Genomic DNA, 22,222 nt, shown 5'->3' on the forward strand with positions numbered 1-22,222 from the left:
CCGGCGAGCGGGGCGGGAAAGCAGAGACCGACCCGCTGGCCTGCCTCCGGTAAAGTACCGATTTTACGTTTGCGCCCACGTCGGCCTGCAAACCGCCACCTCAAAACAAGCACCCATGATCAACGCCACCATCGCCAACTTTGAAACCGAGGTCATCGAAGCCTCGATGCAGACCCCCGTGCTGGTCGACTTCTGGGCTCCCTGGTGCGGCCCTTGCAAAGTGATCGGCCCGATTCTGGAGAAGATCGAGACCGCCTACGCCGGCCGCTTCAAGCTGGTCAAGATCGACTCCGACCAGGAACAGCAGCTGGCCCAGGCCTTTGGCGTGCGCAGCATTCCCACCTGCGTGCTGCTCATGAACGGCCAACCCGTTGACGGCTTCATGGGTGCGCTGCCCGAGGGCCAGGTCAAAGCCTTCCTGGACAAGCACCTGCCCGCGGCCGAAGAACTGGCCGCAATCGAAGAGGAGGCCGAGGCGCTGGACGCACTCGCCGCCGGCGACACCGAGGGCGCCCTGGAAAAGCTGCAACTCGCAGTGAATACGGACCCCAACAACAACGACGCCCGCTTCGACCTCGTCAAGCTGCTGCTGCAACTGGATCGGGATGACGATGCCAAAGTGGCGTTTGCGCCGGTGATCGCCAAGGCGCTCGCGGTGCGCCGGCTCGATTCGCTGCAACGCTGGATGGCGGCACGCGACGCGCAAATCGATGTGACCGATGCGGCCGCCCACACCGCTGCGTTGCAGGCGAGGATCTCCACCAACAAGCGCGACTTCGAAGCCCGCTTCGCGCTCGCCCAGCAACACATGGCGCAGGGCCGCTGGACCGACGCCATGGACGAGCTGCTCGACATCCTGATGCGCGACAAATCGTGGAACGACGACCTCGCACGCAAAACCTACATCGCCATCCTCGACATCATCGAGCCACCCAAGCCCAAAGTGGCCGAGGGCCAGGTGCCGCCGGAAGACCCGACCGTGGCCACCTACCGGCGGCGCCTCTCGAGCGTGGTGTTGAGCTGATCGGCTCGCGCAGCGCTGGCGGGGCTCAGCCCACCAGGCGAGTGAGCGCTTCCTGGTACTTGGCCGCGGTCTTGTCGATCACCTCTTTGGGAAGGCGCGGCGCCGGCGGCGACTTGTCCCAGGGCTTGCCGTTGATGCGCACGGCCTCCAGCCAGTCGCGCAGGAACTGCTTGTCGTAGCTGGGTGGGTTCTCGCCCACCACATAGCTTTCCAGCGGCCAGTAGCGCGAGCTGTCGGGCGTGAGCACCTCGTCCATCAGCACCACCCGGCCCTCGCGGTCCAGACCAAATTCAAACTTGGTGTCGGCAATGATGATGCCCTTGGCGAGCGCAATTTCGGCCGCGGCTCTGTAGAGCTTGAGCGCATACTCGCGGATCTGCGCCGCCACATCGGCACCCACCATCGCTACCGTCTGTTCGTAGGTGATGTTTTCGTCGTGCTCGCCCATCTCGGCTTTGGCCGCGGGCGTGTAGATCGGCTCGGGCAGCTTGGAAGCGTTCTGCAAGCCCTCGGGCAGCGGGACACCACACACCGAGCGGCTGTCCTGATACTCCTTCCAGCCGCTGCCGGCCAGGTAACCGCGCACCACCGCTTCCACCGGAATCGGTTTCAGGCGCTGCACCAGCATCGACCGGTCGCGCACCTGCGGCGCTTCCAACTCACTCACCACGCTCTCGGGCACCTCGCCGGTGAGGTGGATCGGGCAGATGTTCAGGCCATTCGGGCCGAGCTTGTCGAACCAGAACAGCGAGAGCTGGGTGAGCAAGGCGCCCTTGCCCGGAATCGGCTCGCCCATGATCACGTCGAAGGCGCTGATGCGGTCGCTGGCCACCATCAGGATGCGGTCGTCCCCCACAGCGTAGTTGTCGCGCACCTTGCCGCGCGCCAGCAGCGGCAGGGAGTTCAGGGCGGAGGTGTGAAGAGCGGAAGTCATGATCGATCGCCGGAAAGGAAACGGCCAAGAAAAAAGCCCGTTGAACAGTCAACGGGCTGGCGGCTATTCACGCCGATTATCGCAACTTCGCGTGGCCCCCATTCGAAGGCATGGGATGCCGCTCAAACCACCTGCTGCGCCAGCTCACCCTTGGTATAGCGCGTGGCCATCACGCTCAGGCTGTCGCCCTTGATCCTGGCACCCTGGCCTTCGCAGCCAAATTGCAGGTAGCGCTGTTTGGCGACCTGCTTGGCGGCCTCGCGCGCGGGCTTGAGCCACTCGCGGGCGTCGAACTTGTCGGGGTTCTCGGCCAGGAACTTGCGCACCGCGCCGGTCATGGCCAGACGCACGTCGGTATCGATGTTGATCTTGCGCACACCGTGCTTGATGGCTTCCTGGATTTCTTCCACTGGCACGCCGTAGGTCTGCTTCATCTTGCCGCCGTACTGGTTGATGATGTCCAGCAGGTCTTGCGGCACGCTGCTGGAGCCGTGCATCACCAGGTGGGTATTGGGGATGCGGGCGTGGATTTCCTTCACGCGGCCGATCGCCAGGATGTCGCCCGTGGGTTTGCGGCTGAACTTGTAGGCGCCGTGGCTGGTGCCGATGGCAATGGCCAGCGCATCAAGCTGCGTGGCCTTGACGAATACGGCGGCTTCTTCCGGGTCGGTCAGCATCTGGCTGTGGTCCAGTTTGCCTTCGGCGCCGATGCCGTCTTCTTCACCGGCTTCACCGGTTTCCAGGTTGCCCAGGCAGCCGAGTTCACCTTCGACGGTGACACCCGACCGGTGCGCCATGTCGACGACTTTGCGCGTCACGTCCACGTTGTAGTCGAACGAAGCTGGCGTCTTGCCGTCTTCCATCAGCGAACCGTCCATCATCACCGAGCCAAAGCCCAGCGCGATAGCACCTTCGCAGACCTTGACGCTGGTGCCATGGTCCTGGTGCATCACCAGCGGAATGTGCGGATACATCTCGGCAGCGGCCTGAATCAAGTGCTTGATGAAAGGCTCGCCCGCGTACTTGCGGGCGCCAGCGCTGGCCTGCAAGATCACCGGTGCACCGACCTCGTCGGCCGCGGCCATCACCGCCTGCACCTGTTCCAGGTTGTTGACGTTGAACGCGGGAATGCCGTAGCCGTTGGCCGCGGCGTGGTCGAGCAGTTCGCGCATGGAAACGAGCGCCATGAAAATCCCCTTTGAAGACGGTTGGTAACCGGTTGGTAACTCCGGGAATTTTAAGGCTTAAGACGAGCAGCCAGCAGTCTGCCAAGGCCATGTCGGCTGCATCGAAATCTGCCGAGGCGAGGAGAGCCCAAACGGGGCGACCATGGACTGGCTCCGCGGGGCCGTGCCAAGTGGATCAGCGCCTTCGCGGGAGGCGACCCTCGCAGTGGCAGGGCCGCACCGCGCGTCCGATGGACGAAAAATGCAAAGACCTATCTACCCCGCTCGGCAAAGCTTGAGCGTGTTGGTGCCGCCGGGCGACCCCATGGGTTCGCCCACCGTGATGGCGTAAATGTCGCCTGGCTGAACGATGCCGCGTGCCTTGAGGTGAGCCTCGGCGTCGGCCAGCGCGGTGTCTCGGTCGGCGCTGGTATCCATGAGCAGCGGACGCACGTTGCGGTACAGCGTCATGCGGCGCTGGGCAGCCTGGTTGGAGGTCACGGCATAAATCGGCATACGCACGTTGTGCCGGCTCATCCACAGCGCCGTCGAACCCGACTCGGTCAGCGCCACGATGGCCTTGGCGCCCAGGTGATGGGCGGTGAACAGGGCGCCCATGGCGATGGTCTGGTCGATGCGCTTGAAGGTCTTGCCCTTGAAATCGGCGCCCAGCTCGGCGTATTCGGCTTTTTCGGCTTCCTGGCAGATGTTGGCCATTTCCACCACCGTCTCCAGCGGGTACTTGCCGGCAGCGGTCTCGGCGCTGAGCATCACCGCGTCGGTGCCGTCGAGCACGGCGTTGGCCACGTCGCTGACCTCGGCGCGCGTGGGCACCGGGGCCAGGATCATGCTCTCCATCATCTGAGTGGCGGTGATGGCCAGCTTGTCCATCTCGCGCGCGAGCCGGATCATGTGTTTCTGCAGGCCAGGCACCGCCGCGTTGCCCACTTCCACCGCCAGGTCACCCCGCGCAACCATGATGCCGTCGGACACCTTGAGGATGTTGGCCAGCTCGGGAATCGCCTCGGCGCGCTCGATCTTGGCGATCAGGCCCGGCTTGTGGCCGGTGGCCGCCCCCGCCACGTTGCACAGCTGGCGCGCCAGCTCCATGTCGGTGGCGTTCTTGGGAAAGCTGACTGCCACGTAATCGGCCTTGAGGCCCATGGCGGTCTTGATGTCGTCCATGTCCTTGGCGGTGAGCGCAGGCGCCGTCAGGCCGCCGCCCTGCTTGTTGATGCCCTTGTTGTTGGACAACTCGCCGCCCAGCTTCACCGTGGTGTGCACCGCCGGTCCTGCGACCTTGTCCACCGTGAGCACGATCAGGCCGTCGTTGAGCAGCAGCGTGTCACCGGCCTTCACATCGCGCGGCAATTCCTTGTAGTCCAGGCCCACGCCGCCCAGGTCACCGGGCTCGCTGCGCGAGGCATCGAGCACGAATTTTTCTCCCGGCTGCAGCATCACCTTGCCATCGGCGAACTTGCCGACGCGGATCTTCGGACCTTGCAGGTCGGCCATGATGCCGACCTCGCGACCGGCGCGCTGCGCCGCTTCGCGCACCAGCGCTGCGCGGTCGATGTGGTCTTGCGCCGCACCGTGAGAGAAGTTGAGCCGCACCAGGTTCACACCGGCGCGGATCATGGCTTCGAGCATCTCGGGCGAACTGGAGGCAGGGCCAAGGGTGGCGACGATCTTGGTGGCGCGCTGGGGCATGAAATCAGTCTCCGAAAGGTGGGCAATCACCGGGGGTTTGTAATTTGGTTTCAATTATCGGCGAAACCAGTTACCGTCGGGTTACCACACCCCGCCCCTCAAAGCCTCACAAGGGAACAACACCGCTTGAACGCAAACACAAAACGTTCGAAAGGAGTGCGTTGCGCAGTCGCATGCGCTCTAGTGAACAGATTGCTGGAGCTGGCTTTCGCGTTTCTGCGCCTGCTCAGAACTTCTTCCAGACCGAGGGCGGTCTACGCCGTCGCTGGTGGACTGAAGGAGCCGGCCGCTCGCGATGCTGAGGTTGCAGGTTGGAAGAACCCGTGGATGCCGCACAGGTCTTCAAAGACCCATGTGAATCATTGATTTTGGTGCGGCTGGCGGGGATCGAACCCACGACCCTTGGCTTCGGAGGCCAATACTCTATCCACTGAGCTACAGCCGCATGCTGTCTGGAGACCCATAGTCTATCTGGAGGTCGCCTGGCCAATGACGACAACCTTCGGAGGCCAATACACCGCCACTGAACCGCTGGCGCACCGTGAATGGCGCCATCGTAAAAAATGGCGCAGTGCCTCGGGCAACCGCATCCTCAGAGACTCCTGCGCTGCGCACCTGAGCCTGAACGCAGTGGACCAAATTCTAACAGTCAGGGGGAATGCAAGCCGGCTGCAAGAGGGCGCTCGGTATAATCGCAGGCTGCCCGTCGCCTACGTGAATTCGCGGCCGGCCACTGTGGCCCCGAGGGCCCCATTCCGCTTTCTTTGAGGAAACCATGAGCGACCACGCGCACGAAGACCACACCGGCCCCATCAAGACGCCCGCCCAGTTGCTCTGGACGTCGTTCTTTTTCTTTGTGGCACCGATTTTCATCATCATTGGCCTGGTGTATTTCGTGACTTCGGGCAACAAGCCAGCCGCTGGCGCGGTGGATGTCGAGCTGGCCACGGCGCAGCGCATCCAGCGCATCGGCTCGGTGGAGCTACGCGACGCCAACCGGCCGCTGGCTTCTGGCGAAGCCGTCTACGCCGCTCAATGCACGGCCTGCCACGCGGCCGGGCTGGTGGGCGCGCCCAAATCGGGAGACGTCGCCGCCTGGGCGCCTCGCATCGCCACCGGGTACGAAGCCCTGCTGAACTCTGCCCTCAAGGGCAAGGGTGCCATGGGCGCTCAAGCTGGTGGCGCCTACAGCGACTTGGAGATCGGTCGCGCGGTGGTGCACATGGCCAATGCCGCCGGTGGTAAGTTTGAAATGCCGGCTGCGCCTGCAGCCGGCGGCGCTGCCGCGCCGGCTCCTGCCGCCGAAGCGCCCGCCGCACCCGCTGCGGCACCTGCTGCCGAGGTGGTGGCTGCGGCTCCCGCTGCGGCCGCCGCACCAGCTGCAGCGCCCATGGCCGTTGCCGCTGGCGCGGGTGAGGCGGTGTACAAGCAGGCTTGTACGGTGTGCCATGCTGCGGGCATTGCCGGCGCACCGAAGTCGGGCGACAAGGCCGCCTGGGGAGCGCGGGTGGGCAGCGGTGTGGATGCGCTGACCGCCAGCGTGCTCAAAGGTAAGGGCGCGATGCCGCCCCGCGGTGGCTCGGCCGCCTCGGACGCCGAGATCAAGGCTGCGGTGGAATACATGCTGGCGCAGCTCAAATAAGCCATCCGCTTCGTGCAAAAAAGAGAGCCCGTCACCGACGGGCTCTCTTTTTTTGCCTGCGCATGCAGGAGATGCGATCAGCGAGGTTTTGCTGACTGGCTGGGCGGCTGCGCTGCATGTCGGCGCTGAGGGCTGCGGACAAAGCCGAACTCGGCCGGCAGCTGCTGCGAACACACGTCTTGCGGCACCCATTCACCGCGCTCAACCGCATCGGCTGCGAGCACCATGTCGCTGGTGTGCACCAGTCCCAGCCCGAGCGCAGTCACCAGATACAGCCGCCCCTGTTCGTCGAGCAGGCAGCGCTGTACTGCACCCGCGTCCGCGCCGGTGTGGGCGAGCACCCGCCCATCGGGCTGCAGCCGCCAGACGAAGGGCGCGGCCTCCAGTTCCAGGTAAACCCGCTGCGGCCCATTCTGGAAAAACCATTGGCCTTGGTCATCGGCGGCGCAGTTACGGTGGATGAAGTCAATCAGCTTGTCGTGTCGAAGCAGCGAGCCTTTGATGGTCTGGCCGGTCTCGCCTGGCTCCAGTGCAAAGGGGCCGGCGGCCTGGGCGCCGTCATCGCGCATGTACCAGTTGCCGCGCGCATCTAGCCCGAGCCAGCCGAAGCAGTGCGGTACGTTGGGCCATTTGGCTAGTGCGGCTATGACCAGATCGTCCATGGGATTTTGTCCTTGCGATCAAGCACGCGCCAGCAGCCATTGCCCCACGGCTTCAGGCATGGTGCGCACATGGACTGGCCAACCGAGCACACCGTCGCTGGCGGTGGGAAAGCCCACATGGCCGCCTTGCGCAGGCTGCCAGAGGGTGACGCTTGCACTCACCTCGCGGTCCGTCGGCAGAGAAGCCGCGGGCACGAACGGATCGTTGAGGGCATTGAGCGCCAGCGCCGGCACCCGGATGCCGCCCAGCACCGGCTTGGCGGAGGCGCGCGCCCAGTAGTCGTCGGTATCGCGAAAGCCGTGCAGGGGCGCGGTGAACAGGTTGTCAAACGCGTAGAGGTCGCGCGCGGCAAGCAGCGCTTCGCGGTCGAACAGGCCGGGATGTTGGTCCAGTTTTCGCAGCGCCTTGGGCACCATGGTGGCGAGAAACATGCGCGTGTACACCAGCCGGTTGAAGCCGCGTCCGATGGCATGACCACCAGCCGCGAGGTCCAGCGGCGAACACACAGCTGCCACCGCGCGCACCGTGTCAGCGGCCCTGGCTCCCATTTCGCCGGCCCAGCGCAGCAGCGCATTGCCGCCCAGCGAGACACCGACCACGATCAGCGGGCGGCCCGCGTGTTCGACGGCAAAGCGACGCAGCACCCAGTCAATCTCGTGGAAATCACCTGAGTGGTAGGCGCGCGGCGCGTGGTTGAGTTCACCCGAGCAGCCGCGGAAATGCGGCACGGCAAACGCCAGCCCCTGGGCCGCAGCAAAGTCGGCAAATGCCATGGCGTAGTGGCTGGCTGACGAACCCTCCAGGCCGTGGAACAGCACCAGCAGCGGAGCCTTTGCATCGCTTGGGTGCCGGGCCTGATCCACATCGATGAAGTCGCCATCGGGCGTGGTCCAGCGGCTGCGCTGCCAGCTCGGCGGCGCACCGAAATAGCGGCGCGCGGCCAGCGCGGCCCAGATGGTCTGGGCGTTGCCACCGGGCAGCCAGCGCGGCGCGCGGTAGTCGATGCCAGGCGACACCCGGTCCAGTACGGACAACACCGCCGAGCCGGCCATCAATGCAGCACTGGGCGCGACGACGGCGCATCGGCCGGCTCGCCGGGCAGCCCGGGACTGGCGTGGTGCGCCACCATGCGCCAGCCTTGCGGTGTCTTGGCGTAGACATTGGTCGCCACCACCCACGCATGCTGCATACCGTCATCCCCCAGCACTTCGACCCGTTCAACCACGCTGTGGACGCTGCTGGCCCCGGCGTCAAGCCGCCGCACCTTGTCCGGAAACGCCCGCACGCTGCCGTTGGCGAACAGGGCCTCGAAGGCGGAACGTATGGCTGCGTGGCCCAGCAGGCGCGGCCCACCCGGATGGACGCAGAGCACATCGTCTTCGTCGGCCCAGCAGGCCATGAGCCGATCGATGTCGGCTTGCTGCAAGGCGTCGTAGAAGGCGGCTTCGGTGTCGTCGGGTGACCCCGGCGGGATCTTGGGTTTTCGCATGCCTGCTATTTTGCCCCGCGACGCATCCGGCCGCGCGATGCGCCCGGCCAGGCGACAACGGTGACGGGTATAGTCCGAAAGACTTGCTTTCTCACCCGGTTTGAACCGATAGATCGGCCCCCAAGGCCGCGGAGGATTCCCCATGCGCTACTCCCTTCCCCGCTTGCTCACCTGGGCCAGCACTCTGTTGCTTCTCACCAGCCTCAGCGGCTGCGGCTACAACGATTTCCAGCGTCTGGACGAGCAGAGCAAATCGGCCTGGTCAGAAGTGCTCAACCAGTACCAGCGCCGTGCCGACCTGATCCCCAACATCGTCGCCACCGTCAAGGGTGAAGCGAATTTTGAGCAGGAGACGCTCACCAAGGTGATCGAGGCGCGCTCCAAGGCGACCTCCATCCAGATGACCCCGGAGATGGTCAACGATCCGGCCGCGATGCAGCGGTTTCAGGCTGCGCAAGGCGAAGTGAGCAGCGCGCTGAGCCGTCTGATGGTGGTGGTGGAGCAGTACCCCAACCTGAAGGCCAACCAGGGCTTCAGCGATCTGCGGGTGCAGCTCGAAGGCACGGAGAACCGCATCACGGTGGCGCGCAACCGCTACATCCAGACCATCCAGGAGTACAACGTGCTGCAGCGCAGCTTCCCGACCAACCTGACAGCCATGGTGTTCAGCTATCCGCCCAAGGCGAATTTCCAGGTTGAGAACGAGGCTGCGATCTCGACGCCGCCCACTGTGGACTTCAACAAGCAATGACCCAAAGGGTGCGCAGCGGCATCGGCCGACGCGCTGCTCACGCCTCGCGCGCTGTGCGCTTCTGTGCTGCCGCCTGCCTCGGGCTGGTGCTCTTCCTGGCCACAGCGCTTTCCTTTGCCCAAGGGGTTCAGCCGTTGCCCGAATTGCGGGCCCGCGTCATAGACCAGACGGGCACGCTGGACGCCGGCGCCCTGGCGGCGCTGGAAGCAAAGCTGGCTGCCTTCGAGCAGGAGCGCGGTTCTCAGGTGGTGGTGCTGATGGTGGCCACCACCGCGCCCGAGGACATTGCCGACTACACCCAACGCCTGGGTGACGCCTGGAAGATCGGACGCCAGGACGTCGGCGACGGCGTGCTGTTCGTGATCGCCAAGGACGACCGGCGCTTGCGCATTGCCACCGCCAAGACGCTGGAAGGCGCGATTCCCGACCTCCTGGCGCGCCGCATCCTCGACCAGGCGGTGACACCGGCTTTTCGCCAGGGCGATTACGCCGGCGGCATCGCGGCCGGGGTGGACCAGATCCTGGCGCGAATCCGGGGTGAAGAACTTCCCTTGCCAGGAGAGCGCTCGCAGAACGTGGCCGGTGATCTGGGGTGGGTCGACCTGCTGATCTTCCTGGCCTTTGCCGTGCCCATGATCGCCGCGGTGCTGCGCAGTATCTTTGGCAACAAGCTGGGCACGCTGCTCACCGGCGTGGGCGCGGGTGGTCTCGCGTTCGCGCTCACTGCAGTGCTGTGGATCGCGATCGGTGCCGGGCTGCTGGGCATGCTCGCTGCGCTGTTCATGCAGCACATGCCGGTGCAGTCGGGCGGCGGGCGCGGTCGACGCGGCGGGGGGCATTGGGGCGGCACTGGGGGTTTCGGTGGCCGGGGTGGTGGCTTCGGCGGAGGCGGTGGCTTCAGCTCGGGCGGTGGCGGCAATTTCGGAGGCGGTGGTGCCTCGGGTGGATGGTGAGGAGACCCGCATCATGTTGAACCTCTCGCGCTGGCTTCGCCACCTCTGGCTGGACCTGAGCGACACCCGCCGCGCGGTACCTGACGACCTGGCCGAACGCCTGGCACGACGCATCGCTGCCAGCGAGGGGCGCCACACGGGTGAGGTGCGTCTTTGCGTGGAGGCGAGCCTGCCGCCAGGCGAGCTGTGGGGCGTGGGCCCCGAGCGCCCGCTGGCTCAGGTGGTGCGGGAACGCGCGCTGGGCTGGTTCGGTCGGCTGGGCGTTTGGGACACCGAGCACAACAACGGCGTACTCATTTACCTGTTGCTGGCCGAGCACGCGATTGAGTTTGTGGCTGACCGGGCGCTTGCCGAACGCGTACCGCAAGACCAATGGCAGGCCATCGTGGACCGCCTCAGCCACCGGTTGCGAGCGGGGGCGTTTGAAGACGGTTTGACCCAGGCGCTTGAAGAAGTCTCATTGCTGCTGGTGTCGCATTTCCCCGCTGAGCCGGGCGCAGCAAGAGCCAACGAGCTGCCCGACTGCGTGGCGAGAGCCTGAAGCGGCGCCACCTCACCACACCGAAACTCCTGCTCGACTCCACCGGGCGCGGTCATCCCGATTTGCGTGTGCTCTTGGTCAGCGGGGTGCGGTTGTTCATGACCACCTGCAGCTCCTCTTGAAGCGCCTTGTTCATCTGCGCAAAGCTCTTGAGTTTGCGCGTGGTGTCGCGCAGGCGGTCTGCCATTCGCTTGGAAATCGCCAGCAACAGGCGCGAGCCGACGCGCGGCTCGTCTTTGAGCAGCCGCATCAACGCGGTGCGCGAGAGCACAGCGGCGTAGATCTGGGTCGTAGCGGTGCAGGTGGCAGACCGCGGAGAGCCGTCGAGCACACCCATTTCACCGATCAGGTGGCCTGGCCCGATGATGTTGACCACCATGCTTTCCTGGTAGCCGTGCAGCTCGTTCTCCACCGCGATGTCGCCTTCGAGCACCAGCAGCATGTAGTCGTTCTGCCTGACCTCACCCTCCTGAATGAAGACAGTGCCTGCCGCGATGCGCTTGGGTCGCATGTAGGCCACCACCTTGAAAGCATCGGCCAGGGTGAGGTCGTCGAGCGCGCTGGGCGTGACCAGCAGGCGAGCGGCCACCTCTTCAGGCGCCAGATCGGGGCTTTCAAATATGGACGACATGGCAGCGGGTCAGCAAGAACGTTCAAGCATGGCGCACCATTTTGCGCGCAGCGTTCGTTCCGCTACAACGAAAAAAGCCGGCACGTGGCCGGACTTTCTCTTGGCAGTGCGCCCAACCGTCATTTTTTCTGACGGTACTTGCGCAGGGCAGCGATTTGTGCCGCCATGACGGCCAGCTCGGACGTCGCCTTGGCCAGGTCGATGTCACTGGCGGCGTTCTTCACGGCTTCTTCAGCTTGGCGGCGGGCTTCGGTGGCCTTGGCTTCGTCGAGGTCGTGGCCACGGATAGCGGTGTCAGACAAGACGGTGATGTGATTGGGCTGCACTTCCAGAATACCACCAGCCACAAACACGAACTCTTCGCCGCCATCTGCCTTTTCGATGCGCACCGCACCCGGCTTGATGCGGGTGATGAGCGGAATGTGGCCTGGCAAGATGCCCAGCTCACCCGCCTCGCCCGGCAGTGCAACAAACTTGGCATCGCCAGAGAAGATGGACGCTTCGGCGCTGACCACATCGACGCGGATGGTGCTCATAGGTACTCCTGTAAAAAGTCGAAGGGAAGCAGGTGATCGGGAGTCTGGCTGGGCGATGCGCGGGACAGTGCTTTTGCACAGGGAGCACACCCACCAAGCCGGGCACCTGAGTACACCGCTTTATGCGACTTTCTTGGCCTTTTCGAAGGCTTCGTCGATGGTGCCGACCATGTAGAACGCCTGCTCGGGCAGGTGATCGCATTCGCCGCTGGTGATCATCTTGAAGCCACGGATGGTTTCAGCCAATGGCACGTACTTGCCCGGTGAACCGGTGAAGACCTCGGCCACGTGGAAAGGCTGGCTGAGGAAACGCTGGATCTTGCGGGCGCGGGCCACGGCCAGCTTGTCTTCAGGCGCCAGTTCGTCCATGCCCAGAATGGCGATGATGTCGCGCAGTTCCTTGTAGCGCTGCAGCGTGTTCTGCACGGTGCGAGCCGTTTCGTAGTGCTCCTGGCCCACGACCAGCGGGTCGAGCTGGCGGCTGGTGGAGTCCAGTGGGTCCACGGCAGGATAGATACCGAGTGAGGCGATGTCGCGCGACAACACCACGGTGGAATCCAGGTGAGCGAAGGTGGTGGCAGGCGACGGATCGGTCAAGTCATCAGCCGGCACGTAAACGGCCTGGATCGAGGTGATCGAGCCCACCTTGGTGGAGGTGATGCGTTCCTGCAGGCGACCCATTTCTTCGGCCAGCGTGGGCTGGTAACCCACGGCGGAAGGCATGCGGCCCAGCAGCGCGGACACTTCGGTACCGGCCAGCGTGAAGCGGTAGATGTTGTCCACGAAGAACAGCACGTCCTTGCCTTCGTCGCGGAACGACTCGGCGATGGTCAGGCCCGTCAGCGCAACGCGCAGGCGGTTGCCTGGAGGCTCGTTCATCTGGCCGTAGACCATGGCCACTTTGGACTCTTCAAGCTTCTCCAGATTCACGACGCCGGAGTCGGCCATCTCGTGATAGAAGTCGTTGCCCTCACGGGTGCGCTCACCCACACCGGCGAACACGGACAGACCCGAGTGCGCCTTGGCGATGTTGTTGATGAGTTCCATCATGTTCACGGTCTTGCCCACACCGGCACCACCGAAAAGACCCACTTTGCCGCCCTTGGCAAACGGGCACACCAGGTCAATCACCTTGATGCCGGTTTCCAGCAACTCCTGGGAAGGGCTCAGCTCGTCGTAGGCCGGGGCCTTGCGGTGGATGGACGAGGTCAGCGCCTGATCGACCGGGCCACGTTCGTCGATGGGCGTGCCGAGCACGTCCATGATGCGGCCCAGCGTGGCCTTGCCCACGGGCACCATGATGGGGTTGTGGGTGTTGGAGACCACCATACCGCGGCGCAGGCCGTCGGACGAGCCCAGTGCAATCGTGCGCACCACGCCGTCGCCGAGCTGCTGCTGGACTTCCAGCGTCAGCGCGGAACCTTCCATTTTCAGCGCATCGTAAATGTGCGGCATGTTGTCACGCGGAAATTCCACGTCCACCACAGCGCCGATGCACTGAACAATCTTGCCTTGAATCTGAGCCATGATTGAAACCTTCTCTTTTCTCTAAATACGGTTGATCGACAACGTCAAACGGCTGCGGCGCCCGCCACGATTTCCGAAAGCTCTTTCGTGATCGCGGCCTGACGGGTCTTGTTGTAGACCAGCTTGAGTTCACTGATGACGCTGCCGGCGTTGTCGGTGGCAGCCTTCATGGCCACCATGCGCGCCGACTGCTCGGACGCCATGTTTTCTGCCACGGCCTGATAAACCTGGGCCTCGACGTAACGCAGCAGCAACTCATCGATGACTGCGGCAGCGTCGGGCTCGTAGATGTAGTCCCAGTCACGACCACCTGCGTTGTCCTGCAGTTCGCCAGCGTTGAGCGGGAGCAGCTGCTCAATGACGGCTTCCTGCTTCATCGTGTTGATGAATCGGGTGTAGCAGACATAAACCGCGTTCACCCGACCCTCGGTGTAGGCGTCTAGCAGGGTCTTGACCGGGCCGATCAGCTTGTCGAGATGAGGCGTATCGCCCAGGCCGGTGGCGCTGGAGAGCACCTTGGCACCAATGCGGTTGAGGAAGCCCAGGCCTTTGTTGCCAATGGCCACGGCTTCGGCCTTTTGCCCTTGGGCCTGCAGGTCCTTGAGCTGGGTGGTGAGTGCACGCAACACATTGGTGTTCATGCCGCCACACAGACCCTTGTCGGTCGTCACCAGGACAAAGCCAGCGGCCTTGGCTTCGTTCTTCAGCATGAACGGGTGCGTGTACTCCGGGTTCGCACGGCTGAGGTTGCCGGTGATCTGGCGCACCTTCTCCGCGTAAGGCCGGGCCGCACGCATGCGATCCTGCGCCTTGCGCATTTTGGAGGCGGCGACCATTTCCATCGCTTTGGTGATCTTCTTGGTGTTTTCCACCGATTTGATCTTGCCGCGTATTTCCTTGCCTGCTGCCATAGCTGCTCCTTGTGAAGGTCAGTGGCTCAGTACGTGCCGGTTTTCTTGAATTCGGCGATCGCAGCCGCCAACTGGGCTTCTGCGTCCTTGTCCATGGCGCGGTCGTTTTCCAGCTTGGTCAACAGGGCTGCGTGCTTGTCTTTCAGGTGGGCGTGCATGCCGGCTTCGAAAGGCAGCACCTGCTTGATTTCGATGTCATCCAGGTAACCTTTGTTCACAGCGAACAGCGTGGATGCCATCAGCGCAATCGATTGGGGGCTGTACTGGGCCTGCTTCAGCAATTCGGTCACGCGAGCACCACGGTCGAGCTGCTTGCGGGTGGCTTCGTCCAGGTCGGAGGCGAACTGCGCGAAGGCGGCCAGTTCACGGTACTGGGCCAGGTCGGTACGGATACCACCGGAGAGGTTCTTGATCAGCTTGGTCTGGGCCGAGCTACCCACCCGCGACACCGAAATACCGGCGTTGATGGCGGGACGGATACCGGCGTTGAACAGGCTGGTTTCCAGGAAGATCTGGCCGTCGGTGATCGAGATCACGTTGGTGGGCACAAAAGCAGACACGTCACCGGCCTGCGTTTCGATGATGGGCAGAGCGGTCAGCGAACCGGTCTTTCCCTTGACTTCACCCTTGGTGAAGGCTTCGACGTAGTCGGCGTTCACGCGGGCTGCGCGCTCCAGCAAGCGGCTGTGGAGATAGAACACGTCACCGGGGTAGGCTTCGCGGCCTGGCGGACGGCGCAGCAGCAGCGACACCTGGCGGTACGCCACGGCCTGCTTGGAGAGGTCGTCGTACACGATCAGGGCGTCTTGTCCGCGGTCGCGGAAGTACTCGCCCATGGTGCAGCCGGAGTAAGCTGACAGGTACTGCATAGCAGCGGATTCAGAGGCCGAAGCGGCCACGACGATGGTGTAGTCCATCGCGCCGGCTTGCTCCAGGGCACGCACCACGTTCTTGATCGACGAGGCCTTCTGGCCAATCGCGACGTAGACGCAGGTCATGTTCTGACCCTTCTGGTTGATGATCGCGTCAATGGCCACCGCCGTCTTGCCGGTCTGGCGGTCACCGATGATCAGCTCGCGCTGGCCACGGCCGACAGGCACCATCGAGTCAATCGACTTCAGGCCGGTCTGCACCGGCTGGTCCACCGATTTGCGGGCGATCACGCCGGGCGCGACTTTCTCGATCACGTCGGTCATCTTGGCGTTGACCGGGCCTTTGCCGTCGATGGGCTGGCCCAGCGCGTTCACGACACGGCCGATCAGCTCAGGGCCGACCGGCACTTCCAGAATTCGGCCCGTGCACTTGACGGTATCGCCTTCGGAGATGTGCTCATATTCACCCAGAATCACCGAGCCCACCGAGTCGCGCTCGAGGTTCAGCGCCAGACCGAAGGAAGGCACGCCATCCTTGTTGGCCGGAAATTCCAGCATTTCACCCTGCATCACATCGGACAGGCCGTGCACGCGGACGATGCCGTCGGTCACCGACACCACGGTACCTTGGTTGCGCACATCGCTCGATGCACCCAGCCCCTCGATGCGGGACTTGATCAGTTCAGAGATTTCGGCGGGATTGAGTTGCATGACTCTTTCCTTCTTTCGTTAAATGGGATGAGGGCGCGCCCGTGATTGGCAGACCGGCTGTCAGGCCGTGAGGGCCACTTTCATTTGATCCAGGCGGGCCTTGACCGAGGTGTCGAGCACCTCGTCGCCCACCACCACGCGGATTCCACCGATGAGCTCGGGCTGCAGCTTGACCTGCAGGTTGAGCTTGCGGCCAAACCGTTTCTCCAGCACACCCGAGAGGCCTGCCAGTGCGGCGCTGTCCATCTCGAACGCGCTGTACACGATGGCATCCGAAGCGCCCAGCTGCGCGTTCTTGAGCGCGCGGAACTGCTGAGCAATCTCAGGCAGGGCCACCAGGCGACCGTTGTCGATCACGGTGCGCAGGAAGTTCTCCGCCATGGGCGGCAACTTGCTTTTCAGCACGCCAGCCATCACGCCCATCACCTGCTCGGGCGTGGACTTCGGGTTGTCGGCGAACTGACGCAGCTGCTCGTTGGACGCCACAGCGGCCAGCTCGTCCAGCCAGGACGAAGCCGCGGCCACGTCGGCGCGGGCGGCCTGGTAGAGCGCTTCAGCGTACGGTCGGGCGATGGTTGCAATTTCGGCCATGGTCTACCTGTGAATGCCTGGAGGGTTCAATCAAAACAAGGTGGAATCAGAGCTCGGTCTTCAAGCGACCGAGCAACTCGGCATGAACACCCGGATTGATTTCGCGCTTGAGGATTTGCTCGGCACCCTTGACCGCCAGCGCCGCCACTTCTTCTCGCAGTGACTCACGCGCCTTGACGATCTGTTGCTCCGCTTCCTGGCGAGCGTTGGCCATGATCTTGGCTGCCTCTTCGGTGGCGCGGGCCTTGGCCTCTTCGATCACGGTCTGTGCACGGCGCTCGGCATCGGCCAGTCGGGTGGCGGATTCGTTGCGCGATTTGCTCAACTCTTCTTCCACGCGCTTGTTGGCCACGGCCAGCTCGGTCTTGGCTTTCTCGGCGGATGCCAGACCTTCGGAAATCTTCAGCGCACGCTCGTCAAGCGCCTTGGCGATGGGTGGCCACACGAATTTCATCGTGAACCACACCAGGATCGCAAAGACGATGGCCTGCGCGAAGAGGGTTGCATTGATGTTCATCGCAACGCCTTTCTGTGTGTTGACAAGACTGGGAACGCACCTGCTGGAACGAGCGACCCACCCGCCGTCTCACCAAGGTCGAGAGACCCTGGCGAGCAAGCAAACGGACAGGTCAGCACGACAGCAGACCCGATTACAGCGTGAAGGGGTTGGCGAAGGCGAACAACAGCGCGATCGCCACGCCGATCAGGAAGGCGGCGTCGATCAGGCCAGCCAAGACGAACATCTTGGTCTGCAGATCGTTCATCAGCTCAGGCTGACGAGCCGAAGCTTCGAGGAACTTGCCGCCCATCAAAGCAATGCCAATCGAGGCGCCGATGGCACCGAGGCCCACGATAAGACCGCAAGCCAGTGCGACAAGACCCAGAACGTTTTCCATGATGACTCCTTAATTGGTCAAAGTTGAGAAAGAAACAGTGAGAACGAGAACCGAAAACTCAGGACTGGAGGAACTCCAGCTCACTCAGTGAGCGTCATGCGCCTGCCCCAGATAAATCAGGGCCAACATCATGAAGATGAACGCTTGGAGCGTAATGACGAGGATGTGGAAAATGGCCCACACCGTGCCGGCAATCAGGTGGCCGACAAAAAACAGACTACCGCTCAAGGAAAGGGCAGCAAAACCACCGAGCAGTGCAATCAGCATGAACACCAGTTCACCAGCAAACATGTTGCCGAACAACCGCATGCCGTGGGACACCGTCTTGGCCACGAATTCGATCATCTGCATCGCGAAGTTGATAACCCCGAGCAGCACGGCGTAAAGTGGGTTCTTGCTGGTGCCGAAAGGCGCGCTCACGAGTTCGTGCGCCCAGCCGCCCAGGCCTTTGATTTTCACGTTGTAGTACAGACACATCAGCAGCACGGACACCGACAGACCCAGCGTGGTCGACAGATCGGCAGTGGGCACCACGCGCAAATAGTCCTTGAAGCCGAGCGCGGGACCGACCACGTGCCACGTGGCGGGCAACAGGTCCACCGGGATCAGATCCATGAAGTTCATCATGAAAATCCAGATAAACACCGTCAATGCCATGGGCGCCACCAGCTTGCGGCTGTTGGCGTTGTGGATCAGTGCCTTGGCCTGGGTATCCACCATCTCGACCAGCAGTTCCACCGCCGCCTGAAAGCGACCTGGCACGCCTGCATGCGCCTGGCGCGCTGCGCGCCACAACACGAAGCTGATCAACATGCCGAGCAGCACCGTCACCACCACCGAATCGATGTTGATGACCGAGAAGTCCACGATGGACTCCTGCTTCTTGTTCGTCATGTGAACCAGGTGGTGACGGATGTACTCCCCTGGGGTGGGTCCTTGACCTTCAGCAGACATGTTTGTTCGCACCAATCAAACGTTTTTAACCGAGCGCCGAGACTGGATCCAGAATCCAGCCCAGTACACCTTGAGCGTAACCACCAGCCCCAGCAACAGCCCCAGCCAACTCAGCCCGGGCACCACCTGAGGCGCCAGCCACAGCATCGCCACAGCCAGCAAAACCTTCACCCCCTCCCAAAAGAGGAGGCCCACAAAAGCAGCTTGCGCCACGCCTGACATCAACCGAGACCAGGCACTGGCCGTGAGCCCGTACGCCATCAGCGCTGACGGAACCACCACCGCGGCCGATCCGTAGAGTACGGACCAGACCACTTGAGCACGCTGCGTCAGCAGCCAGCTCAAACCACCCAGCAACAGCCCGACCAGCAACTGCACGCCGACCAGACGCCAAACCGACAAAACCGGTTGACGCGCTCGCCACTGAGCTGCCTCTTCGGGCGTCAGCGGCTTGAAATCGGGCTCGTTCGCCTCAACATCTCGACTGCCTGAGGCCTGATCTGTCGACTCGACCGTAGGCATTGTCGACATGAGAAATTACAAATGGTTTACAGATGCTTGGGTTTCAGTGCAGCCGACGATTATACGTAGAAACCCCAGCTCTCCGTCAAGGAGCCCTCGTCGGGAGAGGTCTTTGGGCCCGCCGTCGGATAATCCTGCCATGAACACTCCTCTGGACACAGCGCTGGCCCACCTGCCAGGCACCCCCTGCTACCTCAACGGCCAGTACGGCCCGGTTCGTGATGCCAAAGTCAGTGTGCTGGACCGTGGCTTTATCTTTGGCGACGGGGTGTACGAGGTGCTGCCGGTGTACGACGGCAAGATTTTCCGGTTTGAACAGCACATGGCGCGACTGCATCGTTCGCTCGGCGAGCTGCGCATCGACAACCCGCTGGCCAGTTCCGAGTGGCTGGCGATCGCACGGCGCCTGATCCAGTCGCAGATCGAGGGCGGCGGCTCGGTCAATCAGCTGGTCTACATCCAGATCACGCGCGGCGTGGCGGTGCGTGACCACGTCATGCCCCGCGGGCTGACGCCCACCGTGTTCGTCATGGTCAGCGACATGAAGTTGCCTGCGCCTGCGCAACGCGAGCAAGGTGTGACCTGCGTCAGCGCAGACGACTTCCGCTGGAAGAAAGCCCACATCAAGAGCACCAGCCTGCTGGGCGCGGTGTTCTCGCGCCAGATCAGCGCCGACGCCGGCGCGCTGGAGACGGTGATGTTTCGCGACGGCATGCTGAGCGAGGGCGCGGCCAGCAACGTTTGGGTGGTGAAGAACGGTCAACTCATGGGTCCGCCCAACGATCACCTGGTGCTCGAAGGCATCCGCTTCAGCCTGCTGGAAGACATTTGCCGCGAACGGGGCATTCCCTTTGAGCTGCGCCGCATCACCCGCGCCGAGGTGCTGGACGCCGACGAATTGCTGCTGTCTTCCGCCACCAAGGAAGTTCTGCCCATCACCCAGCTGGATGGTGTGTCGGTGGGCACGGGCCAACCGGGACCGGTGTACGCGAGCCTCTATGCCGGCTACCAGCAAGCCAAAACCACACAGTCGATCTGAGGTCCACCGTGATCACGCCACCGGAGATTCCACCCGAGCGCTCGCTGATCGAGTACCCCTGTCATTTCCCGATCAAGGTGATGGGCGCGCAGGTGGACGGTTTTCTGAGCGCCATGGTGCACATCGCGCGCTCGTTCGACGCGAACTTTGACGAGGACACCATCGAGCGACGCCCAAGCAAGGCCGGCAATTACCTGGGCCTCACGCTGTCGGTTTACGTGACCAGCCGAGAACAGCTCGACGAGCTGTACCGCACGCTGACGACACACCCAATGGTGCGGGTGGTGTTGTGACTCCCCGCCGGGATGAATCCATCCTGCGCCGCAGGCATCGCTCAGCCCATTGCCTCCTGCTGCGCAAGAAGCGCTTCTCTGGAGCCGGATGCTGACCGTGCGTGACCTGGGATTGGTCGACTATCTGCCCACCTACCAGGCGATGCAGACCTTCACCGCCGAGCGCGGCGTCGACACAACAGATCAGCTCTGGATTTGTGAGCATCCTCCCGTGTTCACGCAGGGTCTGGCAGGACGGGAAGACCATTTGCTGGCGCCAGGCGAGGTTCCGGTGGTGCAGACGAATCGGGGTGGTCAGGTCACGTACCACGGGCCAGGCCAGGTGGTGGCCTATCCGCTGATCGATCTGCAGCGCGCGGGCTACTACGTGAAGGAGTACGTCTACCGCATCGAAGAAGCGGTGATCCGTACGCTGGCCGGCTTCGGCGTCACCGGCCACCGGGTCGCCGGTGCACCGGGCATTTACGTGCGGCTGGACGATCCGGGCAGCCACGCGCTGCTGCCGCAGCGGCCGCAGAAGCGCGAAGTGGGGCAACCGATGCCCGACCCGGACTTCGCTGGGCTGGGCAAGATCGCCGCGCTCGGCATCAAGGTCAGCCGCCACTGCACCTACCACGGTGTATCGCTCAACGTGGCCATGGACCTGCAACCCTTCCAGCGCATCAACCCCTGCGGCTACGCCGGCTTGCAGACGGTGGACCTTTCTACAATCGGGGTGTCCGTGCCCCTTGATGATGCGGCTCAGGCCCTGGGTCACCAGCTCGCGGCCACCCTCGCCCCCTGAATCCAACCGCGCCATCCGCGCCAAAGCCATGTCCCGCTCCGACACCCCAACAGCACCGGCCGACAACACCGTTCGTCAGGCCCAGCCGGCCGCCTCCTACGACGCCACGGCCAAGCAGAAGAGCCAGGCCAAGACCGCCCGCATCCCGATCAAGATCGCGCCAGCCGAGGTGCTGAAAAAACCGGAATGGATTCGTGTGAAAGCTGGTTCGCCCACCACGCGCTTCTATGAAATCAAGGACGTGCTGCGCGCCAACAAGCTGGTCACCGTGTGCGAAGAGGCAAGCTGCCCCAACATCGGCGAGTGCTTCGGCAAGGGCACCGCCACCTTCATGATCATGGGCGACAAGTGCACACGGCGCTGCCCGTTCTGCGACGTCGGCCACGGCCGGCCCGACCCGCTGGACACCGACGAACCGCTCAATCTGGCCAAGACCATCGCTCAGCTCAAGCTGAAGTACGTGGTGATCACCAGCGTCGACCGCGATGATTTGCGCGACGGCGGCGCCGGCCATTTTGTCGATTGCATTCGCCAGGTCCGAGAGCTGTCACCGGGCACGCAGATCGAGGTGCTGGTGCCCGACTTCCGCGGCCGCGACGACCGCGCGCTGGAGATCCTGAAGGCAGCGCCACCCGATGTGATGAACCACAACCTGGAAACCGTGCCCCGCCTGTACAAGGAAGCGCGACCAGGTTCGGACTATCTCTTCAGCCTGAACCTGCTCAAGAAGTTCAAGGCGCTGTTCCCGAACGTGCCCACCAAGAGCGGCCTGATGGTCGGTCTGGGCGAAACCGACGAGGAAATCCTTCAGGTCATGCGCGACATGCGCGCGCATGGCATCAACATGCTGACCATCGGCCAGTACCTGGCGCCCAGCGGCCACCACCTGCCAGTGCGCCGCTACGTGCATCCCGACACCTTCAAGATGTTTGAGGCCGAGGCCTACAACATGGGCTTCACCCACGCTGCCGTGGGCGCCATGGTGCGCTCCAGCTACCACGCCGACCAGCAGGCACACGGCGTGCTCAACGTCAGTGTGAGCGATCAGTATTGAATGCGAAAATTTAAAATAGAACGCGATA

General features: G+C 63.4%; 25 protein-coding genes and 1 tRNA gene. 9 read left to right on the forward strand and 17 right to left on the reverse strand.

Annotation, left to right across the window (positions count from 1 at the left end):
- Nucleotides 1–115 precede the first annotated feature (115 nt).
- Entirely contained in the window at nt 116–1,024 is a 909-nt protein-coding gene (gene trxA / locus QUV25_RS16980; protein WP_300865678.1) for a thioredoxin, read from the forward strand.
- Between the two features lie 25 nt (nt 1,025–1,049).
- Here trxA and QUV25_RS16985 read toward each other — a convergent pair whose 3' ends face one another.
- From QUV25_RS16985 to QUV25_RS17000, 4 genes are all read right to left on the reverse strand, one after another.
- On the reverse strand, nt 1,050–1,958 hold the full coding sequence (locus QUV25_RS16985) for a phosphoribosylaminoimidazolesuccinocarboxamide synthase (RefSeq protein ID WP_300865680.1): 909 nt from the start codon (nt 1,956–1,958) through the stop codon (nt 1,050–1,052).
- A 122-nt stretch (nt 1,959–2,080) separates the two neighbouring features.
- The gene (gene fba, locus QUV25_RS16990) at nt 2,081–3,145 is read right to left on the reverse strand and encodes a class II fructose-bisphosphate aldolase (protein ID WP_300865681.1); all 1,065 of its coding nucleotides are present in this window, start codon (nt 3,143–3,145) and stop codon (nt 2,081–2,083) included.
- 255 nt (nt 3,146–3,400) lie between these two features.
- A complete protein-coding gene (gene pyk, locus QUV25_RS16995; RefSeq protein ID WP_300865683.1) occupies nt 3,401–4,834 on the reverse strand; it encodes a pyruvate kinase in 1,434 nt (477 codons plus the stop codon).
- A 369-nt stretch (nt 4,835–5,203) separates the two neighbouring features.
- Nucleotides 5,204–5,279: transfer RNA gene (locus tag QUV25_RS17000), tRNA-Arg, on the reverse strand.
- A 330-nt stretch (nt 5,280–5,609) separates the two neighbouring features.
- On the opposite strand from QUV25_RS17000, the gene QUV25_RS17005 reads away from it, so the two are divergent.
- Complete coding sequence (locus QUV25_RS17005) at nt 5,610–6,476, forward strand: c-type cytochrome (protein WP_300865684.1); 867 nt, start codon at nt 5,610–5,612, stop codon at nt 6,474–6,476.
- A 77-nt stretch (nt 6,477–6,553) separates the two neighbouring features.
- Here QUV25_RS17005 and QUV25_RS17010 read toward each other — a convergent pair whose 3' ends face one another.
- From QUV25_RS17010 to QUV25_RS17020, 3 genes are read right to left on the reverse strand one after another with little or no spacing between them, the layout of a single operon-like run.
- Complete coding sequence (locus QUV25_RS17010; RefSeq protein WP_300865686.1) at nt 6,554–7,138, reverse strand: DUF2946 family protein; 585 nt, start codon at nt 7,136–7,138, stop codon at nt 6,554–6,556.
- A gap of 18 nt (nt 7,139–7,156) precedes the next feature.
- Entirely contained in the window at nt 7,157–8,191 is a 1,035-nt protein-coding gene (locus QUV25_RS17015) for an alpha/beta fold hydrolase (RefSeq protein ID WP_300865688.1), read from the reverse strand.
- Nucleotides 8,191–8,628, reverse strand: a complete 438-nt coding sequence (locus QUV25_RS17020; protein ID WP_300865690.1) for a nuclear transport factor 2 family protein — start codon at nt 8,626–8,628, stop codon at nt 8,191–8,193. The genes QUV25_RS17015 and QUV25_RS17020 overlap by 1 nt, the downstream gene beginning before the upstream one ends.
- A gap of 142 nt (nt 8,629–8,770) precedes the next feature.
- On the opposite strand from QUV25_RS17020, the gene QUV25_RS17025 reads away from it, so the two are divergent.
- The 3 genes from QUV25_RS17025 to QUV25_RS17035 are packed head-to-tail and all read left to right on the forward strand — an operon-like array spanning nt 8,771 to nt 10,873.
- On the forward strand, nt 8,771–9,379 hold the full coding sequence (locus QUV25_RS17025) for a LemA family protein (RefSeq protein WP_300865692.1): 609 nt from the start codon (nt 8,771–8,773) through the stop codon (nt 9,377–9,379).
- Entirely contained in the window at nt 9,376–10,332 is a 957-nt protein-coding gene (locus QUV25_RS17030; protein WP_300865693.1) for a TPM domain-containing protein, read from the forward strand. Before QUV25_RS17025 ends, QUV25_RS17030 begins: the two co-directional genes overlap by 4 nt.
- 13 nt (nt 10,333–10,345) lie before the next feature.
- Nucleotides 10,346–10,873, forward strand: a complete 528-nt coding sequence (locus QUV25_RS17035) for a TPM domain-containing protein (RefSeq protein ID WP_300865695.1) — start codon at nt 10,346–10,348, stop codon at nt 10,871–10,873.
- 52 nt (nt 10,874–10,925) lie between these two features.
- On the opposite strand, the gene QUV25_RS17040 is transcribed toward QUV25_RS17035, so the two are convergent.
- The 10 genes from QUV25_RS17040 to QUV25_RS17085 form a co-directional block, all read right to left on the reverse strand.
- The gene (locus QUV25_RS17040; protein ID WP_300865696.1) at nt 10,926–11,504 is read right to left on the reverse strand and encodes a cyclic nucleotide-binding domain-containing protein; all 579 of its coding nucleotides are present in this window, start codon (nt 11,502–11,504) and stop codon (nt 10,926–10,928) included.
- A 119-nt stretch (nt 11,505–11,623) separates the two neighbouring features.
- Nucleotides 11,624–12,040 (reverse strand): F0F1 ATP synthase subunit epsilon, encoded by a 417-nt coding sequence (locus QUV25_RS17045; RefSeq protein WP_291010060.1) that lies wholly within the window; start codon nt 12,038–12,040, stop codon nt 11,624–11,626.
- 120 nt (nt 12,041–12,160) lie between these two features.
- On the reverse strand, nt 12,161–13,567 hold the full coding sequence (gene atpD, locus QUV25_RS17050) for a F0F1 ATP synthase subunit beta (RefSeq protein WP_300865697.1): 1,407 nt from the start codon (nt 13,565–13,567) through the stop codon (nt 12,161–12,163).
- A gap of 44 nt (nt 13,568–13,611) precedes the next feature.
- A complete protein-coding gene (gene atpG / locus QUV25_RS17055; protein WP_300865699.1) occupies nt 13,612–14,478 on the reverse strand; it encodes a F0F1 ATP synthase subunit gamma in 867 nt (288 codons plus the stop codon).
- Between the two features lie 26 nt (nt 14,479–14,504).
- Nucleotides 14,505–16,061: a F0F1 ATP synthase subunit alpha gene (gene atpA / locus QUV25_RS17060; protein ID WP_300865700.1), complete on the reverse strand. Its 1,557-nt coding sequence runs from the start codon at nt 16,059–16,061 to the stop codon at nt 14,505–14,507.
- Between the two features lie 60 nt (nt 16,062–16,121).
- Complete coding sequence (locus QUV25_RS17065) at nt 16,122–16,652, reverse strand: F0F1 ATP synthase subunit delta (protein ID WP_300865702.1); 531 nt, start codon at nt 16,650–16,652, stop codon at nt 16,122–16,124.
- Between the two features lie 46 nt (nt 16,653–16,698).
- Entirely contained in the window at nt 16,699–17,169 is a 471-nt protein-coding gene (locus tag QUV25_RS17070; RefSeq protein WP_300865703.1) for a F0F1 ATP synthase subunit B, read from the reverse strand.
- Nucleotides 17,170–17,302: 133 nt separating this feature from the next.
- Nucleotides 17,303–17,548 carry a F0F1 ATP synthase subunit C gene (atpE, locus tag QUV25_RS17075; protein ID WP_291010066.1) on the reverse strand — a complete coding sequence of 82 codons (246 nt, stop codon included), beginning with the start codon at nt 17,546–17,548 and terminating at the stop codon, nt 17,303–17,305.
- A gap of 84 nt (nt 17,549–17,632) precedes the next feature.
- Nucleotides 17,633–18,502: a F0F1 ATP synthase subunit A gene (gene atpB, locus QUV25_RS17080; protein WP_300865705.1), complete on the reverse strand. Its 870-nt coding sequence runs from the start codon at nt 18,500–18,502 to the stop codon at nt 17,633–17,635.
- 15 nt (nt 18,503–18,517) lie between these two features.
- Nucleotides 18,518–19,024, reverse strand: coding sequence for an ATP synthase subunit I (locus tag QUV25_RS17085; RefSeq protein WP_300865764.1), 507 nt, complete (start codon nt 19,022–19,024; stop codon nt 18,518–18,520).
- A 139-nt stretch (nt 19,025–19,163) separates the two neighbouring features.
- On the opposite strand from QUV25_RS17085, the gene QUV25_RS17090 reads away from it, so the two are divergent.
- The 4 genes from QUV25_RS17090 to lipA all read left to right on the forward strand — a co-directional run bounded on the left by QUV25_RS17090 (nt 19,164) and on the right by lipA (nt 22,194).
- Entirely contained in the window at nt 19,164–20,063 is a 900-nt protein-coding gene (locus QUV25_RS17090; RefSeq protein ID WP_300865707.1) for a D-amino acid aminotransferase, read from the forward strand.
- 8 nt (nt 20,064–20,071) lie between these two features.
- A complete protein-coding gene (locus QUV25_RS17095) occupies nt 20,072–20,356 on the forward strand; it encodes a DUF493 family protein (protein ID WP_300865709.1) in 285 nt (94 codons plus the stop codon).
- Nucleotides 20,357–20,444: 88 nt separating this feature from the next.
- On the forward strand, nt 20,445–21,140 hold the full coding sequence (gene lipB / locus QUV25_RS17100; RefSeq protein ID WP_300865711.1) for a lipoyl(octanoyl) transferase LipB: 696 nt from the start codon (nt 20,445–20,447) through the stop codon (nt 21,138–21,140).
- A gap of 28 nt (nt 21,141–21,168) precedes the next feature.
- Complete coding sequence (gene lipA / locus QUV25_RS17105; protein ID WP_300865712.1) at nt 21,169–22,194, forward strand: lipoyl synthase; 1,026 nt, start codon at nt 21,169–21,171, stop codon at nt 22,192–22,194.
- Nucleotides 22,195–22,222: the final 28 nt, after the last annotated feature.

Origin of the sequence: Hydrogenophaga sp. (genome assembly GCF_030373245.1) — a bacterium.
Classification (GTDB): domain Bacteria; phylum Pseudomonadota; class Gammaproteobacteria; order Burkholderiales; family Burkholderiaceae_C; genus Hydrogenophaga.

Excerpts from the sequence above, each read along its gene's own strand:
- trxA (WP_300865678.1), top strand. The coding sequence starts at position 116 with ATGATCAACGCCACCATCGCCAACTTTGAAACCGAGGTCATCGAAGCC.
- QUV25_RS16985 (WP_300865680.1), bottom strand. The coding sequence starts at position 1,958 with ATGACTTCCGCTCTTCACACCTCCGCCCTGAACTCCCTGCCGCTGCTG.
- fba (WP_300865681.1), bottom strand. The coding sequence starts at position 3,145 with ATGGCGCTCGTTTCCATGCGCGAACTGCTCGACCACGCCGCGGCCAAC.
- pyk (WP_300865683.1), bottom strand. The coding sequence starts at position 4,834 with ATGCCCCAGCGCGCCACCAAGATCGTCGCCACCCTTGGCCCTGCCTCC.
- QUV25_RS17005 (WP_300865684.1), top strand. The coding sequence starts at position 5,610 with ATGAGCGACCACGCGCACGAAGACCACACCGGCCCCATCAAGACGCCC.
- QUV25_RS17010 (WP_300865686.1), bottom strand. The coding sequence starts at position 7,138 with ATGGACGATCTGGTCATAGCCGCACTAGCCAAATGGCCCAACGTACCG.
- QUV25_RS17015 (WP_300865688.1), bottom strand. The coding sequence starts at position 8,191 with ATGGCCGGCTCGGCGGTGTTGTCCGTACTGGACCGGGTGTCGCCTGGC.
- QUV25_RS17020 (WP_300865690.1), bottom strand. The coding sequence starts at position 8,628 with ATGCGAAAACCCAAGATCCCGCCGGGGTCACCCGACGACACCGAAGCC.
- QUV25_RS17025 (WP_300865692.1), top strand. The coding sequence starts at position 8,771 with ATGCGCTACTCCCTTCCCCGCTTGCTCACCTGGGCCAGCACTCTGTTG.
- QUV25_RS17030 (WP_300865693.1), top strand. The coding sequence starts at position 9,376 with ATGACCCAAAGGGTGCGCAGCGGCATCGGCCGACGCGCTGCTCACGCC.
- QUV25_RS17035 (WP_300865695.1), top strand. The coding sequence starts at position 10,346 with ATGTTGAACCTCTCGCGCTGGCTTCGCCACCTCTGGCTGGACCTGAGC.
- QUV25_RS17040 (WP_300865696.1), bottom strand. The coding sequence starts at position 11,504 with ATGTCGTCCATATTTGAAAGCCCCGATCTGGCGCCTGAAGAGGTGGCC.
- QUV25_RS17045 (WP_291010060.1), bottom strand. The coding sequence starts at position 12,040 with ATGAGCACCATCCGCGTCGATGTGGTCAGCGCCGAAGCGTCCATCTTC.
- atpD (WP_300865697.1), bottom strand. The coding sequence starts at position 13,567 with ATGGCTCAGATTCAAGGCAAGATTGTTCAGTGCATCGGCGCTGTGGTG.
- atpG (WP_300865699.1), bottom strand. The coding sequence starts at position 14,478 with ATGGCAGCAGGCAAGGAAATACGCGGCAAGATCAAATCGGTGGAAAAC.
- atpA (WP_300865700.1), bottom strand. The coding sequence starts at position 16,061 with ATGCAACTCAATCCCGCCGAAATCTCTGAACTGATCAAGTCCCGCATC.
- QUV25_RS17065 (WP_300865702.1), bottom strand. The coding sequence starts at position 16,652 with ATGGCCGAAATTGCAACCATCGCCCGACCGTACGCTGAAGCGCTCTAC.
- QUV25_RS17070 (WP_300865703.1), bottom strand. The coding sequence starts at position 17,169 with ATGAACATCAATGCAACCCTCTTCGCGCAGGCCATCGTCTTTGCGATC.
- atpE (WP_291010066.1), bottom strand. The coding sequence starts at position 17,548 with ATGGAAAACGTTCTGGGTCTTGTCGCACTGGCTTGCGGTCTTATCGTG.
- atpB (WP_300865705.1), bottom strand. The coding sequence starts at position 18,502 with ATGTCTGCTGAAGGTCAAGGACCCACCCCAGGGGAGTACATCCGTCAC.
- QUV25_RS17085 (WP_300865764.1), bottom strand. The coding sequence starts at position 19,024 with ATGCCTACGGTCGAGTCGACAGATCAGGCCTCAGGCAGTCGAGATGTT.
- QUV25_RS17090 (WP_300865707.1), top strand. The coding sequence starts at position 19,164 with ATGAACACTCCTCTGGACACAGCGCTGGCCCACCTGCCAGGCACCCCC.
- lipB (WP_300865711.1), top strand. The coding sequence starts at position 20,445 with ATGCTGACCGTGCGTGACCTGGGATTGGTCGACTATCTGCCCACCTAC.
- lipA (WP_300865712.1), top strand. The coding sequence starts at position 21,169 with ATGTCCCGCTCCGACACCCCAACAGCACCGGCCGACAACACCGTTCGT.